13 protein-coding genes are annotated in these 14,226 nt (G+C 70.7%); 9 read left to right on the forward strand and 4 right to left on the reverse strand.

Features of this window, described 5'->3' with window-relative positions; all coding sequences use genetic code 11:
• The first annotated feature begins 79 nt into the window (after positions 1-79).
• On the forward strand, positions 80-2,218 hold the full coding sequence (locus Adu01nite_RS29730) for a HelD family protein (RefSeq protein WP_203731542.1): 2,139 nt from the start codon (positions 80-82) through the stop codon (positions 2,216-2,218).
• Here the strand turns inward: Adu01nite_RS29730 and Adu01nite_RS29735 are convergent.
• Positions 2,199-3,107, reverse strand: a complete 909-nt coding sequence (locus tag Adu01nite_RS29735) for an SMP-30/gluconolactonase/LRE family protein (protein WP_203731544.1) — start codon at positions 3,105-3,107, stop codon at positions 2,199-2,201. The genes Adu01nite_RS29730 and Adu01nite_RS29735 overlap by 20 nt on opposite strands.
• Before the next feature lie 139 nt (positions 3,108-3,246).
• Between Adu01nite_RS29735 and Adu01nite_RS29740 the strand changes: the two genes are divergently transcribed.
• From Adu01nite_RS29740 to surE, 4 genes are all read left to right on the forward strand, one after another.
• Positions 3,247-4,161, forward strand: a complete 915-nt coding sequence (locus Adu01nite_RS29740; RefSeq protein ID WP_203731546.1) for a cation diffusion facilitator family transporter — start codon at positions 3,247-3,249, stop codon at positions 4,159-4,161.
• A gap of 132 nt (positions 4,162-4,293) precedes the next feature.
• Positions 4,294-4,605 (forward strand): hypothetical protein, encoded by a 312-nt coding sequence (locus tag Adu01nite_RS29745; protein WP_203731548.1) that lies wholly within the window; start codon positions 4,294-4,296, stop codon positions 4,603-4,605.
• A 63-nt stretch (positions 4,606-4,668) separates the two neighbouring features.
• Positions 4,669-5,601, forward strand: a complete 933-nt coding sequence (locus tag Adu01nite_RS29750) for a 1-phosphofructokinase family hexose kinase (protein ID WP_239132786.1) — start codon at positions 4,669-4,671, stop codon at positions 5,599-5,601.
• Positions 5,598-6,440 carry a 5'/3'-nucleotidase SurE gene (gene surE, locus Adu01nite_RS29755; protein ID WP_203731550.1) on the forward strand — a complete coding sequence of 281 codons (843 nt, stop codon included), beginning with the start codon at positions 5,598-5,600 and terminating at the stop codon, positions 6,438-6,440. The genes Adu01nite_RS29750 and surE overlap by 4 nt, the downstream gene beginning before the upstream one ends.
• 29 nt (positions 6,441-6,469) lie before the next feature.
• On the opposite strand, the gene Adu01nite_RS29760 is transcribed toward surE, so the two are convergent.
• Positions 6,470-6,829, reverse strand: a complete 360-nt coding sequence (locus Adu01nite_RS29760) for an STAS domain-containing protein (RefSeq protein WP_203731552.1) — start codon at positions 6,827-6,829, stop codon at positions 6,470-6,472.
• Positions 6,830-7,146: 317 nt separating this feature from the next.
• Here Adu01nite_RS29760 and Adu01nite_RS29765 point away from each other — a divergent pair, with 317 nt between their 5' ends.
• From Adu01nite_RS29765 to Adu01nite_RS29780, 4 genes are all read left to right on the forward strand, one after another.
• A complete protein-coding gene (locus Adu01nite_RS29765) occupies positions 7,147-7,548 on the forward strand; it encodes a hypothetical protein (protein ID WP_203731554.1) in 402 nt (133 codons plus the stop codon).
• A 65-nt stretch (positions 7,549-7,613) separates the two neighbouring features.
• A complete protein-coding gene (locus tag Adu01nite_RS29770) occupies positions 7,614-8,192 on the forward strand; it encodes a YdeI/OmpD-associated family protein (protein ID WP_239132787.1) in 579 nt (192 codons plus the stop codon).
• 73 nt (positions 8,193-8,265) lie between these two features.
• Positions 8,266-9,630, forward strand: coding sequence for a serine/threonine-protein kinase (locus tag Adu01nite_RS29775; protein WP_203731557.1), 1,365 nt, complete (start codon positions 8,266-8,268; stop codon positions 9,628-9,630).
• Between the two features lie 36 nt (positions 9,631-9,666).
• Positions 9,667-10,509 carry a MerR family transcriptional regulator gene (locus tag Adu01nite_RS29780; protein ID WP_203731558.1) on the forward strand — a complete coding sequence of 281 codons (843 nt, stop codon included), beginning with the start codon at positions 9,667-9,669 and terminating at the stop codon, positions 10,507-10,509.
• A 43-nt stretch (positions 10,510-10,552) separates the two neighbouring features.
• Here the strand turns inward: Adu01nite_RS29780 and Adu01nite_RS29785 are convergent, their stop codons facing one another.
• Both Adu01nite_RS29785 and argS read right to left on the reverse strand, forming a co-directional pair.
• Positions 10,553-12,364 (reverse strand): bifunctional metallophosphatase/5'-nucleotidase, encoded by a 1,812-nt coding sequence (locus tag Adu01nite_RS29785; RefSeq protein ID WP_203731559.1) that lies wholly within the window; start codon positions 12,362-12,364, stop codon positions 10,553-10,555.
• 119 nt (positions 12,365-12,483) lie between these two features.
• The gene (gene argS, locus Adu01nite_RS29790; RefSeq protein WP_203731560.1) at positions 12,484-14,112 is read right to left on the reverse strand and encodes an arginine--tRNA ligase; all 1,629 of its coding nucleotides are present in this window, start codon (positions 14,110-14,112) and stop codon (positions 12,484-12,486) included.
• Positions 14,113-14,226: the final 114 nt, after the last annotated feature.

Consider the following 14,226-nt stretch of genomic DNA (forward strand, 5'->3'; position numbering starts at 1 on the left):
CCTGTCAAGGCCCGGCCGCGTGGGAGTAAGTTCGATTGCCCCCTTTTTTCGGGCGCAAGAAGCAGGGAGACCCACCGACTTGAGCGACCCCACCGTCCTCCAGCAAGAGATCGCGGTCGAGCAGAAGCACGTAGACCGGGTGTACCTCCGGCTCGTCGACCTGCGCCGGGATGCGTCCCGTGCCGAGAAGGAGGGCTACAGCCTGGCCGGCGTCGGCACGTTCGGCGCCCTCGTCGAACGCGACGCGATGGTCTTTCACGCCGCCCGCCGCCGGCACGCCCTCGACACCGAGTACGAAGGCCTGGTCTTCGGCCGCCTCGACCTCAAGACCGGCGCGACCCACTACGTCGGCCGGATGGGCATCCGCGACGAGAGTTCGCAACCACTGGTCGTCGACTGGCGGGCACCCGCCGCCGCGGCCTTCTACCGGGCCACCGCGGCCGAACCGCTCGGCGTGGTGCGCCGCCGGATGATCCAGTCGAGCCGGGAGCGGGTCACCGGGATCGAGGACGACCTGCTCGACCCGGAGGCGGCGCCCGAGGACATGCGGGTGGTCGGCGACGGTGCGCTGCTGGCCAGCCTCTCCAAGGCCACCGGCCACGGCATGCGGGACATCGTCGCGACCATCCAGCGCGAGCAGGACGACGCGATCCGCTCCCCGGCCGGCGGGGTGACGATCGTGACCGGCGGCCCCGGCACCGGCAAGACCGCGGTCGCCCTGCACCGGGCGGCCTACCTGCTCTACTCGGACCGTGGCCGGTTCGCCGGCGGCGGCATCCTGGTGGTCGGCCCGTCCGGCGTCTTCGTGGAATACATCGGCACCGTGCTGCCCTCGCTCGGCGAGGACACCGCGACGCTGCGCTCGCTCGGCTCGCTGGTGCCGGCCTACAACGCCACCCGGGTCGACCCCGGCCCGGTCGCCGCGATCAAGGGTTCGCTGCGGATCCGGCGGGTGCTCGAGCGGGCCTCGCACGACGAGGTTCCGGGCGGCCCCACCGAGCTGCGCCTGCTCTACCGGGGCACGCTGCTGCGGCTGAACGCCGGCGATCTGGAGCAGATCCGCCGCAAGGCACTCCCCCGCGGCGCCCGGCGCAACGAGGTCCGCAGCCACGGCTTCGACCGGCTCTTCGACGCGCTCTGGGCGCAGCTCCGTCAGCACAAGATCAGCGGCATGCCGGAGAAGCGCGAGTTCGAGGCCGAGCTGTCCGACCGCAACGACTTCCGGGAGTTCCTGAAGGCCTGGTGGCCGCGCTTCACCCCGATGCGGGTGCTGCGCTGGATGGCCGACCCGGCCCGGCTGCGCGACTACGCGAACGGCATCCTCTCCCGGGACGAGATCGCCACCCTGCAGGGCTCGTTCGACCTGCTCGACACCCAGGGGCCGACGATCGCCGACGTGGCGCTGCTGGACGAGCTCGACGAGCTGATGGGCCGGCCGCGGCAGGCGCAGAAGAAGTCGAAGAACCCGTTCCACGTCCGCGACGGCGTCCAGGAGGTCAGCACGTTCGCCGACCGCCAGGCGGCCACCCGCGCGCAGAACGTGCAGCGGGACGAGGACTACCGGGACTACGCGCACGTGGTGGTGGACGAGTCGCAGGACGTGACGCCGATGCAGTGGCGGATGATCGGCCGCCGCGGGCAGTACGCGTCCTGGACCATCGTCGGCGACCCGGCCCAGACCGCGTGGTCCGGCGACCTGGAGGAGCTGGATCGCACCCGCGACCGGGCGCTGGGCTCGCGCCGGCGAAACAGCTACTCGCTGACCACCAACTACCGGAACTCGTCGGAGATCTTCGCGGTCGCCGCCAAGGTGATCCGCACGATCATGCCGGACCTGCCGCTGCCGTCGGCCGTGCGCAGCACCGGCGTCGACCCGGTCGACCTGGCCACCACCCCGGCCGCCCTGCCGGAGCTGGTGCGAGAGCTGACCGAGAAGCAGCTCACCGACGTCGACGGGACGATCGGGGTGATCACGCCGGTGCCGCGCCGGGACGAGATCGCCGGCTGGCTGACCGGCCTGCCGGAGCGGGTCCAGGTGGTCACGGCGCTGGAGGCCAAGGGCATGGAGTACGACTCGGTCGTGCTGGTCGAGCCGGCCGCGCTCACCACGGACGCGGCCGGGATCCGCACGCTCTACGTCGCCCTGTCCCGGGCCACCCAGCGCCTGACCACTATCGGCACGAAGGCGGACTGGTTGCCTACGGGGTCCGTACGCTGACCGCCGAGTAGGTCGTGGTGGGTTCGGCCGGGGTGGTGAAGCGGGCGTTGGGCAGGTAGAACCGCTTGCCGTACTCGGCGATGGTGGTCGGCACGTCGAACGACGGGTCGGTGGTGCGGGAGACGACCTTGCCCGCGCTGCCGGCCCGGTTCAGCTGGATCTTGGCGATCAGGTTGAGCCGGTTCTGCACCACGTACAGGTCGTTGCCGCGCAGCCAGAGGCCGTCGCCGTTGGGCACCAGCTCGCCGCCGAGGTCGATCTCGGTGGTCCGCCCGTCGTAGGTGGTCCGGAACAGCTTGCCGGTGTTGGACTGCACCACGATCAGGGCGCGGCCGTCCGGGGTGGCGGCGATGCCGTTGGCGTTGTTGCCGGTGGCGTAGACGATGGCGCCGGTCAGCGGCACCCGGGTGGCCGCGGCCGGCAGCTTCCCGCGCTGGAGCGGAAGCGTGAAGAGGACCGGGTTGGTCGAGTCGGTGTACCAGGCGGCGCCGCCGGTCAGGACGACGTCGTTGATGAACGACGGCACGGTCTGCAGGGTGTAGGACTTCAGCACGGCGCCGGACCGGGCGTCGATCACCCGGGCGTTGCCGCCGGAGCCGCCGGCCACGAAGAGCCGGTCCCGGTCGTCGATCTTGAGGCCGAGCGAGGGCGTGCCCGGCCCCTGACTGAGCACGCTGCCCTGGCCGGTCCGGAGGCTGACCCGGTAGATGTCGCCGTCGAGGCGGGAGCCGAAGTAGGCGTACGGCTTGTCGCCGATGGCGATGCCCTCGGGCGCGAAGCCGGCCGGCAACGCGAGGGTCCGGACGGGGGAATGTGCCGCGGCCGGCGACGCGCCGAGCGTGACGGCGAGCATGGTGGAGATGACAATCGCGAGAGTACGTCTGGACACGGAAGATCCCTTTCCAGGCGGTGCTGTGTGGGTTGTCGTTGATTGCATACCCCGCTCGCGTCAGTCCAGTTCAGCTTGCATACATAGCAATGTCCGCATACATTGGCCGGGGCGCGCCGCGCAGACGGAGGGTTGACTCATGGGTGCCGGGCACGACCACGGGACGCAGGCGCTGAACGCCGGCGCGAAGCACCGCGGCCGCCTCTGGTGGGCGGCCGCCATGCTGGCCGCGTTCATGCTGGTCGAGGCGGCGGCCGCGCTGCTGACCGGCTCGCTGGCCCTGCTGTCCGACGCCGGCCACATGTTCACCGACGTGCTCGGCATCGCGATGGCACTGGCCGCGATCACCGCGGCCGGCCGGGCCGCCACCGACTCGCACCGCACCTTCGGGCTCTACCGGCTCGAGGTGCTGGCCGCCCTGGCCAACGCCGTCCTGCTCACCGCGGTGGCCGGGTTCGTGCTGGTGGAGGCCGTGCGCCGGTTCACCGACCCGCCGGACGTGCCGGCCGGCTCGATGCTGGCGGTGGCCGGCGGCGGCCTGGTGATCAACGTGATCGCCTTCGGGCTGCTGCGCTCGGGTGCCAAGGAGAGCATCAACGTCCGCGGCGCCTACCTCGAAGTGGTCGGCGACCTCCTCGGCTCGGTCGGGGTGATCGTGGCCGCCGTGATCATCGCGGTCACCGGCTGGTCGTACGCGGACCCGATCGCCGCCGTGATCGTCGCCCTGATGATCCTGCCGCGCACCTTCGCGCTGGGCCGCTCGGCCGTGCGCATCCTGGTCCAGGCCGCCCCCGAGCACCTGGACATCACCGAGGTGCGCGCCCGGCTGGCCGCCGTCCCCGGCGTCTGCGACGTCCACGACCTGCACGTCTGGACGCTGACCTCGGGCATGGACGTGGCCTCGGCGCACCTGAGCCTGGAGCCGGCGGCCGAGCTGGCCGCGGTGCTCGACAACGCCCGCGAGGCGCTGCACGACGATTTCCACATCGAGCACGCGACCCTGCAGGTGGAGCCGGTCGGCGCGGGCGGACGGTGCACCCCCGCCGGATGGTGAAGGTGCGGGGTGGCGATCATCACACCCCAAGGTGCACGATCATCACTCTGGTCACCGCATGCGCCAACCGCCGTCCGGGTCTCGGCGCCGTCTCTACGCTTGGTGGCCATGCCATCACGGAGGGACACCATCATGACGCAGTCCGTCATCCACCAGCCGCGGGTCGCCTGGGACGGCGCCCGAGCCTTCGTCCGGGCCGCCGGCAGTCCGCACTCGGAGACGTTCGCGGCCCACATCCTCAATCATCTCGGCAGCGAGGTCTACGGCCAGTTCGCCGACACCCGGCAGCGGCTGCTGACGGCGCTGGTCGAGACCGGCGGCGACCGGTCGGCGAGCGATGTCGAGGCCGGCAAGTGGCGAGTCCGTCTGGAAGATCTGTTGCGTTCCCAGCCGGAGCTGACCGGAGCGGTGCGTGAGCTGACCGATGAGGCTGTCCAGCTCTGAGATTTAATCGCTTTTGTGGGATTTGACCGACCCACATGCTGGCAAACGTGAACAATGTCGGATATGAGCGACGCTCGGGTCATGGTTTTCGCGCCTGCACCTCAACTCACTGTGACGATCGAGCAACAGCACGATCAGCCTGAACTGCATGTGCACCCGGGCGGCCAGGGCATCTGGCAGACCCGCATGATCACCTCGCTCGGCGCCGAGGTGATCCTCTGCGCGGCCGTCGGCGGCGAGGTCGGCCGGGTGCTCCGGCCGCTGCTCGACTTCAAGGGCGTCACGCTGCGCACCGTCCCGCGGGAGAGCGGCAGCGGCTGGTACGTGCACGACCGCCGGGACGGCCAGCGCCGCTCGCTCGCCGAGATCGCCGGTGCCCCGTTCACCCGGCACGAGCTGGACGAGCTCTACAACCTCGCCCTCGCCGAAGGGCTACGGGCCGGCATCGCCATCCTCAGCGGCCCCGCCCACCCGTCGGTCATCAAGCCCGAGGTCTACCAGCGGCTCGCCGCCGACCTGAAGGCGAACGGCGTCAAGGTGATCGCCGACCTCTGCGGCGACCACCTCAAGGCCGTTCTCTCGTCCGGCCTGTCCGTCGTCAAGGTCAGCCACGAGGAGCTGATCGCCGACGGGCTCTCCCCCGACGACTCCGAGAAGAAACTCACCGAGGCGCTGGTCAAGCTGCACGACGACGGGGCCGAGTCGGTGCTCGTCTCGCGCGCCGACGCCGGCGCGCTCGCCCTGATCAACGAAGAGATCTATCGGGTCGGCACTCCCAAGCTGACCTCCACGGACGGCCGCGGCGCCGGCGACTCGATGACCGCCGGCGTGGCCGCGGTGCTCGCCCGCGGCGGCGAGATGACTGAGGCGGTCCGCACCGGGGCGGCCGCCGGCGCATTGAACGTCACCCGGCACGGGCTCGGCACGGGGCATCAGGACGCGGTCCAGGTGCTCACCGAGCGGGTCAAGCTCACCCCGATCAAGAAGGCACGATGACACGAATCCTGGTCACCAACGACGACGGCATCGACGCTCCTGGCCTGCGATATCTGGCGCGGGCCGCCGCCCGGGACGGCCACGACGTGGTCGTCGCCGCGCCGATCACCGAGTCGAGCGGCAGCAGCGCCTCGATGACCGCGATCGAGGAGCACGGCAAGATCATCCTGCACAAGCGGGAGCTCAACGGGGCGAAGCACATCCCGGCGTACGCGGTGGCCGCCTCCCCGGCGTACATCGTGCTGCTGGCGCTGCGCGAGGCGTTCGGCGAGCCGCCCGCCCTGGTGCTCTCCGGGATCAACCGGGGCGCCAACGCCGGGTCGGCGGTCGTGCACTCGGGAACCGTCGGCGCCACCCTCACCGGGTCGTACGCGGGCCTGCACGGCCTCGCCGTCTCGCTGGACGTGCTGTCCCCGCGGGTGGCGTCGTCGCGCAGCGGGGGCGCCGCGCTGGACGTGATCAGTGCGGCCGACGACGAGAAGCGGCACTGGAGCAGCGCCGCCGAGCTGGCCGCGCGGCTGATCCCGACGCTGCTGCACACCCCGGCCGGCACGGTCTTCAACCTCAACGTGCCGGATCTTCACCTGGACGGGATCCGCGGGCTGCGCCGGGCCGCCCTCGCGCAGTTCGGCCAGGTGCAGATGCACATCGCCGAGGCGGGCGAGGACTTCGTGCGCACCGCGGTGCAGGCCGCCGACGATCTGCTCGAGCCGCAGACCGACCTGGCGGCGCTGGCCGAGCACTTCGCCGTGGTCACCCCGCTACGCGCCCCGGTCGAGGCCTCGGACGTGCGCTTCAACCTGGAGACGGTGCAGGTGCACGCCCGGGCGCTGGCCTGAAAACTGCGCCTGCATCAAAGGGGGCCGGGTCAGGCGGAGACGACGGGCTCCGCCGACTCGGCGCCGCCGAACGGCGCCGGGTTGCCGAAGAGGCCGAGCAGGCCGGTGACCCACAGCTGGCGATGAGCGAAGCGGCTGGGTCGGGTGACGACCAGCTTGACCTCGCTGACCCCGGCGAGCTGGAAGGCGGCGACGAGCGCGCTGATGCCCACGGAGTCGATGAAGGTCACGTTCTGCATGTTGAGCTCAATACGAGCGGGGCGCCCGTCGGCGAGCAAACCCGCCACGGTCTCCCGGATCTCATATGCGTTCTCCACGTCGATCTCGCCGCTGGGCGAAACCTCCACCACACCGTCGGCAAGCGTCGACGTCATTATCGACAGCGTCACGCCAATTCCCTCCACCCGCCCGGAGCTTCCGGGCGTCAGCTCCTCTGTGCGCGGGCCGCAACGCAGCGTAGTGCCTTGCCACGAGCATGCCCACGCCAGGGGGAGTCGAGACTACCCCTGAAAGGTTCGGTGAAACTGACCGAAAGGTTAGGCCCCGAACCTGTTAGCCACCTGAGTGACTCGTGTGAACCGGGTCAACACTACCGGTGCCTGTCCAGCCGTTTCCGAAACGTGATGTCGTCCACAGCGGACACGTTTGCCGCATGCTGCACATGGGCAGGTGACAGCGGTAGGCGAATGCAGGAGGGGAAACGATCATGTCTTCCAGCACCTTGAACAAGGCCGAGCGGACGGCGGCCCAGGCATGGGACTACCTGTCGTCCGCCATGGCGGAGACCGCGGCCAAGGCGGCGTCGGTAGCCGGCGACAAGGGCCATGAGCTGGCCGGTAAGGGCTACGACCTGGCCGGCAAGGGCTACGAACTGGCCGGCAGCAAGGCCGACGAGGCCTGGGCCCGGGCCGGTGCGGCGGCCGACGCGCTGGCCGGCCGCAAGCCGGGGCGCTCGTGGGGCCTGGTGATCGTGGCCGGCCTGGTCGGTGCGGTGGCCGGCTTCGCGGCGGCGACGTACGCCCGGCAGGCGCTGGCCCGGCAGGCCGAGGCCGAGGAACGTGAGCTCAACGACACCGCCGTGATCGTGACCGGCGGCACCGGCGTCTGACGACGACGCGTGGGTCTGGCCGCCGGGCGGAGCCCTTTGCCGCCCGGCGGCCCTACGCTGTGCCGGTGGACACACCGGCCGACTTCTTCGACACCGCGGACGATCTGCGGGCCTGGTTCGAGGAGCATCACGAGACGGCGCCCGAGCTCTTCGTCGGCTACTGGAAGAAGGGCTCCGGCCGCACCGGGGTGACCCATCCGGCGGCGATCGAGCAGGCTCTCTGCTTCGGCTGGATCGACAGCGTGGCCCGCCGGATCGACGACCTCAGCTACCGGGTGCGCTTCACCCCGCGCCGCAAGGGCAGCGTGTGGAGCGAGGTCAACGTGGCCAAGATCGCCGAGCTGACCGAGCGCGGGCTGATGCATCCGGCCGGGTTACGCGCGTTCGAGAGCCGCAAGATCGGCGCGCCGCCGGCGTACTCGTACGAGCAGGGCGGGGCCGAGCTGGAGGCCGCGCAGATCGACCGTTTCCGGGCGGAGAAAGACGCCTGGGAGTGGTTCGAGCAGCAGTCGGCGTACTACCGGCGGGCGGCCAGTCACTGGGTGATCAGTGCGAAACGGGCGGACACCCGCGAGCGGCGTCTTGCCCAGCTCATCGCGGATTCCGCCGCCCGGCGCAGGGTGCCTCCGCTGGCCCCCCGCTAGTGGGCGGGCGTCTGTAGAGTTGGGCAACATTCGGCCGCTGTGGCTTGGCCACCTGATCAGATAAGGTCCGTCGGTGCTGTCTGCGGGGAACCTCCTGGGCAACCGGTATCGGTTGGACGAGCGCATCGCCACCGGGGGCATGGGTGAGGTCTGGCGCGGCACCGACGTGGTGCTCGGCCGGATCATCGCCGTCAAGGTCCTGAAGTCGGCGATGCTCGCCGACCCGGAGTTCTCGGCCCGTTTCTACGGCGAGGCCCGGATGATGGCGTCGTTCCGCCACCCCGGGGTGGTCGAGGTCTACGACTACGCCGGCGCCGGCGACTCCGACGAGGAGCAGGTCGCCTACCTGGTCATGGCATACGTGGAGGGCGAGCCGCTCTCCGCCCGGGTCCGGCAGGGCCCGATGCCGGTCGCCGAGACGATGGCGATCGTGGCGCAGGCCGCCGACGCGCTGCACGCCGCGCACGAGGTGGGCGTGGTCCACCGGGACGTGAAGCCGGGCAACCTGATCGTGAAGCCGACCGGCGCCGTGGTCCTGGTCGACTTCGGGGTGGCCCGCTCGGCCGCGGTGACCAGCGTCACCCAGATGAACGCGATCGTCGGCACCGCCCTCTACATGGCGCCCGAGCAGGTCGCCAAGGGCAAGGTCTCGGCCGCCACCGACATCTACGCGCTCGGCGCGGTCGCCTACCACTGCATCGCCGGCAACCCGCCCTTCGACGGCGACAACGCGCTCCAGGTGGCGCTGCGCCACCTGGAGGAGGAGCCCGAGCCGCTGCCGGCGCACGTGCCGGTCGAGGTCCGCGACCTGATCGCCCGGGCGATGGCGAAGCAGCCGGCCGACCGGTTCGAGACGGCCGCCGAGTTCGCCGAGGCGGCCTACGCGGCGGCCGGCCCGCTCGACTGGAAGCGGATGACCGGCACGTCGCTGGTCTCCCCGCTCAGCCCGGCGGCGCCGACCCGCACCGTGCCGGTCCCCCGCGACATGCCGCTGGCCGTGCCGCCGCCGGCCCGGCGCCAGCCGCGCAGCCAGACCGCGCTGCTGGTGGCGATCGTGGCGATGGCGGTGCTGGCGATCGGCCTCACGATGGCGATCCTGTTCCACGGCGGGGGCGACCCGGCCCAGGTGAAGGACACCATCACGGTGCCGTCGACGGCGACCGACGATCAGACCGCCGATCCGCTGCCGTCCGTGGGCGAGTCGTCCAGCCGCGCGACCGTCAAACCCAACGCCACCCCGCGGGCGTCGTCCTCGTCCCGGTCGGTGTCGCCGACCTCCGCCCCGACGACGGCCCCCACCACCAAGCCGACCACCACGCCCACGACCGCACCGACGACCGACCCGACGACGCAGCCCACCACCCCGCCGACGACCGGGCCGACGACCGACCCGACGACGCAGCCGCCGGCCGGAGCGGGAGCCGGCGCCGGGGCTTGACTCTGACAGCGTGTCAGGCCGGAGGCTACGAGGACCATGTTCACCATCGGAGACTTCGCCGGCCTGGGCCGGGTGTCGGTGCGGATGCTGCGCCACTACGACGCCATCGGCCTGCTTCGCCCCGCCCACGTCGACCCGCACAGCGGCTACCGCTATTACACGGCGCGCCAGTTGCGCCTGCTCAACCGGGTGATCGCCCTCAAGGACCTCGGCTTCACGCTGCAGGAAGTGCAGACGCTGATCGAGGACAAGGTCGACATCGGGGAGATGCGCGGCATGCTGCGCCTGCGCCGGGCCGAGCTGGCCGCCCAGGTGAAGCTGGACAAACTGCGCCTGGCTCAGGTCGACGCCCGTCTCCGCATGATCGAGATCGAGGGGCATATGGACACCGGAGACGTCGTCCTCAAGACCATCCCGCCGTTGCGCGTGGCGGAGCTGTCCGCCACCGCGACCAGCTACGACGATCCGTCGTCGATCACCGAGAATCTGAGTCCGCTCTATCCACGGCTGATGGAGCTGATGGCGACGGCCGGGGTGGCGATGACCGGGGCGCCGATCGCCTACTACCTGGCCGCGCCGACCGGGCCGGGCGACGAGACGATCACCGTGCACGCGGCGTTCCCGATCGGCGACGCCGAGGTCGGCGCCGGCGCCGGCTTCGACGTGACGGTGCTGCCCGCGGTCGAGCAGGCGGCGACGGCGCTGCACGAGGGGTCGATGGCCGAGGCGTTCCGCACCGGGCAGAAGATCGCCAACTGGATCGACGACAACGGCTACCGGACGGTCGAGCCGGGCTACGCCCGCGAGATCTACCTGGACTGCCCACCGGGCGACTTCGACAAATGGGTCACCGAGATGCAGGTCGCGGTCGCCCGATGAGCGCGTTGCCCGCCGGCTTCCCACCGGCGGGCAACACCAACGATCAGAAGACGACGGGTACGCCGGCGCGGACCAGCTGCCAGTTCTTGACGGAGAAGTCGGCCGGGTTGATCGAGCCCTTGGCCTGGGCCCAGTCGATCAGCAGCTGGCGGATCTCCTGCTGGGCGTTGTAGACCTGGGTCTTCACGATGCCGGGGAAGTTGCCGCCGCCGGAGCGCCGGTAGTTGTTCACCGCCACCACGAACTGCGCGGCCGGGTCGACGTCGGCGCCGGCGATCTGCAGGCGGGTGATCCGCGAGCCGACCGGCAGGCTGATGTCGATGTCGTAGTCGACGCCGGACAGCACGTCGTAGTTGTAGTCGGGGACGGCCGGGTCGCTGATGGTGGCCGCGACGACCGGGGCGTCCGGCGCGAGCGTGACGAAGTACTTCGCCGAGTACTCCAGGTACGCCTTCACCTCGGCGCCGGTCAGCACGACCGCCTCGAGCGTGTTGTCGTAGATGTAGAGCCCGGCGACGTCCTTGATCTTGACCTGGCCCTGCGGGAAGACGGCGGTGCGGCTGAACGGTGCCGCGATCGACAGCACCGGCAGCGCCGCGTACGCGGTGCCGGCCAGGGCCGCGGTGACCGTGTCGGTCTGCACCTTGTTGATGTAGTCGAGGATCGGCGTGTCCTGGTAGCGCGAGGTGGCCGCGGACAGCGTCTCGGTCGACGTGGCGACGGCCTGGTTGACGTAGGCCACCGTCTTGTCGTGCTGCGCCTTCACCGCGGCCAGGACCTTCGGGTCGGCCTCGACGGTGTTGGTGTTCAGCGTGGTCGACGCCGACGTGGTGATCTTCCACTTGCCGTGCTCGCGGACCAGGTCGAAGTCCATCTTGGTGAGGCGCTGGCCCCACTTCGACGGCTCCGAGGTGAGCACCTGCTTGCCGGTGGCCGTGTTGGTCACGAACCGCTGCGGGATCTCCAGGTGGGCGTGTCCGAACAGGATCGCGTCGATGCCCGGCACGTTCTGGGCGATCAGCGCGGTCGGGTTCTCGTTCGGCAGCTCCGAGCCGTAGCTGGAGGTGCCGCTGTCGCCGCCGTGCGCCGAGATGATCACCAGGTCGGCACCGCGACGGCGCATCTCCGGCACCCACTTCGCGGCGGTCGCCACCATGTCCAGGAACTCGAGCTTGCCCTCGACGTTGCCCTTGTCCCAGATGGCCACGCCCGGGTTGGTGAGACCGAGGATGCCGACCCGCAGCGTCGGCGCGTGCTTACCGAGCGAGACCTGCTTGATGACGTACGGCGTGAAAGCCGGCTTGCCGGTCTTGGCGCTCACCGCGTTGGCGGCCAGGGCCGGGAACCCGAGCTGACGGATCCACAGGTTCAGCAGCGGCAGGCCGTAGTTGAACTCGTGGTTGCCCAGGGTGACCGCGTCGTAGTGCAGCACGTTCATGGCGCGGGCCATCGGGTGCTTCGCACCGGTCGTGGTGATCGGCTCCTGCTTGGCGTAGTAGGTGGCCAGCGGCGTGCCCTGGATGGTGTCGCCGGCGTCGAGGACCAGCGTGGCGCCGGTCGCCTCGGCGCGCAGCTTGTTCACGAGGGCGGCGAGCTTGGCCACGCCGACGTCGTTGTGCGCGGAGTCGTCGTACTCCGCGTCCTTGTAGTAATCCCAGTTGTAGACGTTGCCGTGGGTGTCCGACGTGCCCAGCACGGTGAGGTGGAAGGTCTCCGGCTTGGGCGGCGTGGGGTGGCCATGCCCGCCCTTGCCGTGGGCCTGAGCGGCCCCGGAGACGGCAAACGGCGCCACGACGGCGGCAGCGGCCGAGGCGGCGACAACGGTGCGCCGTGATACACCGGCGGGAGAAGTCATCACGAACCTTTCAGTTTCGACAACAAGCGCCTGGTGGGCGCCTCACGCACCATAACCCTCGATCAATAGTTGATCTAGGACATCGCCGCCCGTTCATGTCCCGGCCGTCATCCCGCTTCTCACATCTCATCCGGCATATCGATACCGAGAAGATCCAGACCGAGACGCAGGGTACGTGCGGTGCGGTCGGCGAGGGTGAGCCGGCTCGGCGATCCGGCGACCCGGCAGGTCTCGTAGAAGCCGGAGAAGGCCACCGCGAGGTCGTGCAGGTAGGCCGCGAGCCGATGCGGTTCGCGCAGCTCGACGGCGGTGTCCACGACCGACTCGAAACCCAGCAGGGCGAGGGCCAGCCGCCGCTCGGCCGGTGCGCCGAGGACGACCGGGCCGCCCGGTCCGGCGAAATTCCGGAAGATCGAACGGATTCGGGCGTACGCGTACTGCAGGTACGGGCCGGTGTTGCCGGTGGTGGCGAGCATCCGGTCCCAGTCGAAGACGTAGTCGGAGCGCCGGTCGCCGGACAGGTCGGCGTACTTGATCGCGCCGACGCCGATGACTGGCGCGGTGGCCCGCTGGTCGGCCTCGTCGAGCAGCGCGGAGAGCCGGACGTTCTCGCCGGACCGGGTCTTGAACATCTTGCCGTCGGCGCCCAGGATCGCGCCGAACTCGATGTGCTCGGCGCGCACCCCGGCCGGCAGCCAGCCGGCCGCGGCGGCCACCGCGAACACCATCCGGAAGTGCGTCTGCTGGGGTGCGCCCACCACGTACAGCAGCCGGGTGGCGCCCAGCTTGCGCACCCGGTGCCGAAGTGCGGCGAGGTCGGTCGCGGCGTACCCGAAACCGCCGTCGCTCTTGCGGACGATGAGCGGAAGCGGTTCGCCGTCCCGGCCGGCGAAACCGGGCGGGAACGCGCAGAGCGCGCCCTGGCTCTCCACCAGCAGGCCCTTCTCCTCCAGCTCGGCCAGCACCGAGGCCAGCTGATCGGAGTAGAAGCTCTCGCCGACGAAGTCGGCCGGCGCGAGGGTCACGCCGAGCCGCCGGTAGACGCTCATGAAGTCCAGCTCGGACTGCCCGACCAGCCGGTGCCACAGCGACCGGGTCACCTCGTCGCCGGACTGCAGCGCCACCACCCGCAGCCGGGCCCTGGTCCGAAACCCCTCATCGCCGTCGAACTTGACCCGGGCGGCACGGTAGAAGTCGGTCAGATCGGCGAGCGAATGATCGGCGGCGGCCGCGCCGCCCAGGTCGATCAGGTGCTCGATGAGCATGCCGAACTGGGTGCCCCAGTCGCCGAGGTGGTTGACCCGGATCACGTCGTGGCCGGCGAAGGTGAACAGCCGGGCCAGGGCGTCGCCGATGACGGTCGACCGCAGGTGGCCGATCTGCAGTTCCTTGGCCACGTTCGGGCCGGAGTAGTCGATCACCACCCGCTGCGGCGTGGTGGTGCGGGCGACGCCGAGCCGGTCGTCGAGGGCGTCGACCGCGGCCGCCAGCACCTCGTCGCGAACGGTCAGGTTGAGGAAGCCGGGACCGGACAGCTCGACGTCGGCCAGGCCGGCCAGGTCGGCGACGGCGGCCGCCTCGGCCGCGATGTCACGCGGCGGGCGGCCCAACTGCCGGGCCAGCGCGAGCGCCGCCCCGGACTGGAAATCGGCGTGCTGCGACGCCCGCACCGCGGGGTCGACGGTCGTGCCGGCCACGGCGGCGAACGCCGCCGCCAGCCGGTCGGCGAGAAGAGCTTCGAGATTCATCGGCAACCCATCGAGATACACGCGGGTCGGCCGATGGAACAGAGGTCACCGGCGGGATCGACCCGCCGGCGGACAAACAGACTTCAGCGGCGGTCGTCAGATCGCCGGCGTCGC

Source organism: Paractinoplanes durhamensis (assembly GCF_016862175.1).
GTDB lineage: Bacteria > Actinomycetota > Actinomycetes > Mycobacteriales > Micromonosporaceae > Actinoplanes > Actinoplanes durhamensis.

What these genes read in the sequence shown, in the direction of transcription:
- Adu01nite_RS29740 (WP_203731546.1), top strand. Translation starts at nt 3,247, where the DNA reads ATGGGTGCCGGGCACGACCACGGGACGCAGGCGCTGAACGCCGGCGCG.
- Adu01nite_RS29745 (WP_203731548.1), top strand. Translation starts at nt 4,294, where the DNA reads ATGACGCAGTCCGTCATCCACCAGCCGCGGGTCGCCTGGGACGGCGCC.
- Adu01nite_RS29750 (WP_239132786.1), top strand. Translation starts at nt 4,669, where the DNA reads ATGAGCGACGCTCGGGTCATGGTTTTCGCGCCTGCACCTCAACTCACT.
- surE (WP_203731550.1), top strand. Translation starts at nt 5,598, where the DNA reads ATGACACGAATCCTGGTCACCAACGACGACGGCATCGACGCTCCTGGC.
- Adu01nite_RS29765 (WP_203731554.1), top strand. Translation starts at nt 7,147, where the DNA reads ATGTCTTCCAGCACCTTGAACAAGGCCGAGCGGACGGCGGCCCAGGCA.
- Adu01nite_RS29780 (WP_203731558.1), top strand. Translation starts at nt 9,667, where the DNA reads ATGTTCACCATCGGAGACTTCGCCGGCCTGGGCCGGGTGTCGGTGCGG.
- Adu01nite_RS29785 (WP_203731559.1), bottom strand. Translation starts at nt 12,364, where the DNA reads ATGACTTCTCCCGCCGGTGTATCACGGCGCACCGTTGTCGCCGCCTCG.
- argS (WP_203731560.1), bottom strand. Translation starts at nt 14,112, where the DNA reads ATGAATCTCGAAGCTCTTCTCGCCGACCGGCTGGCGGCGGCGTTCGCC.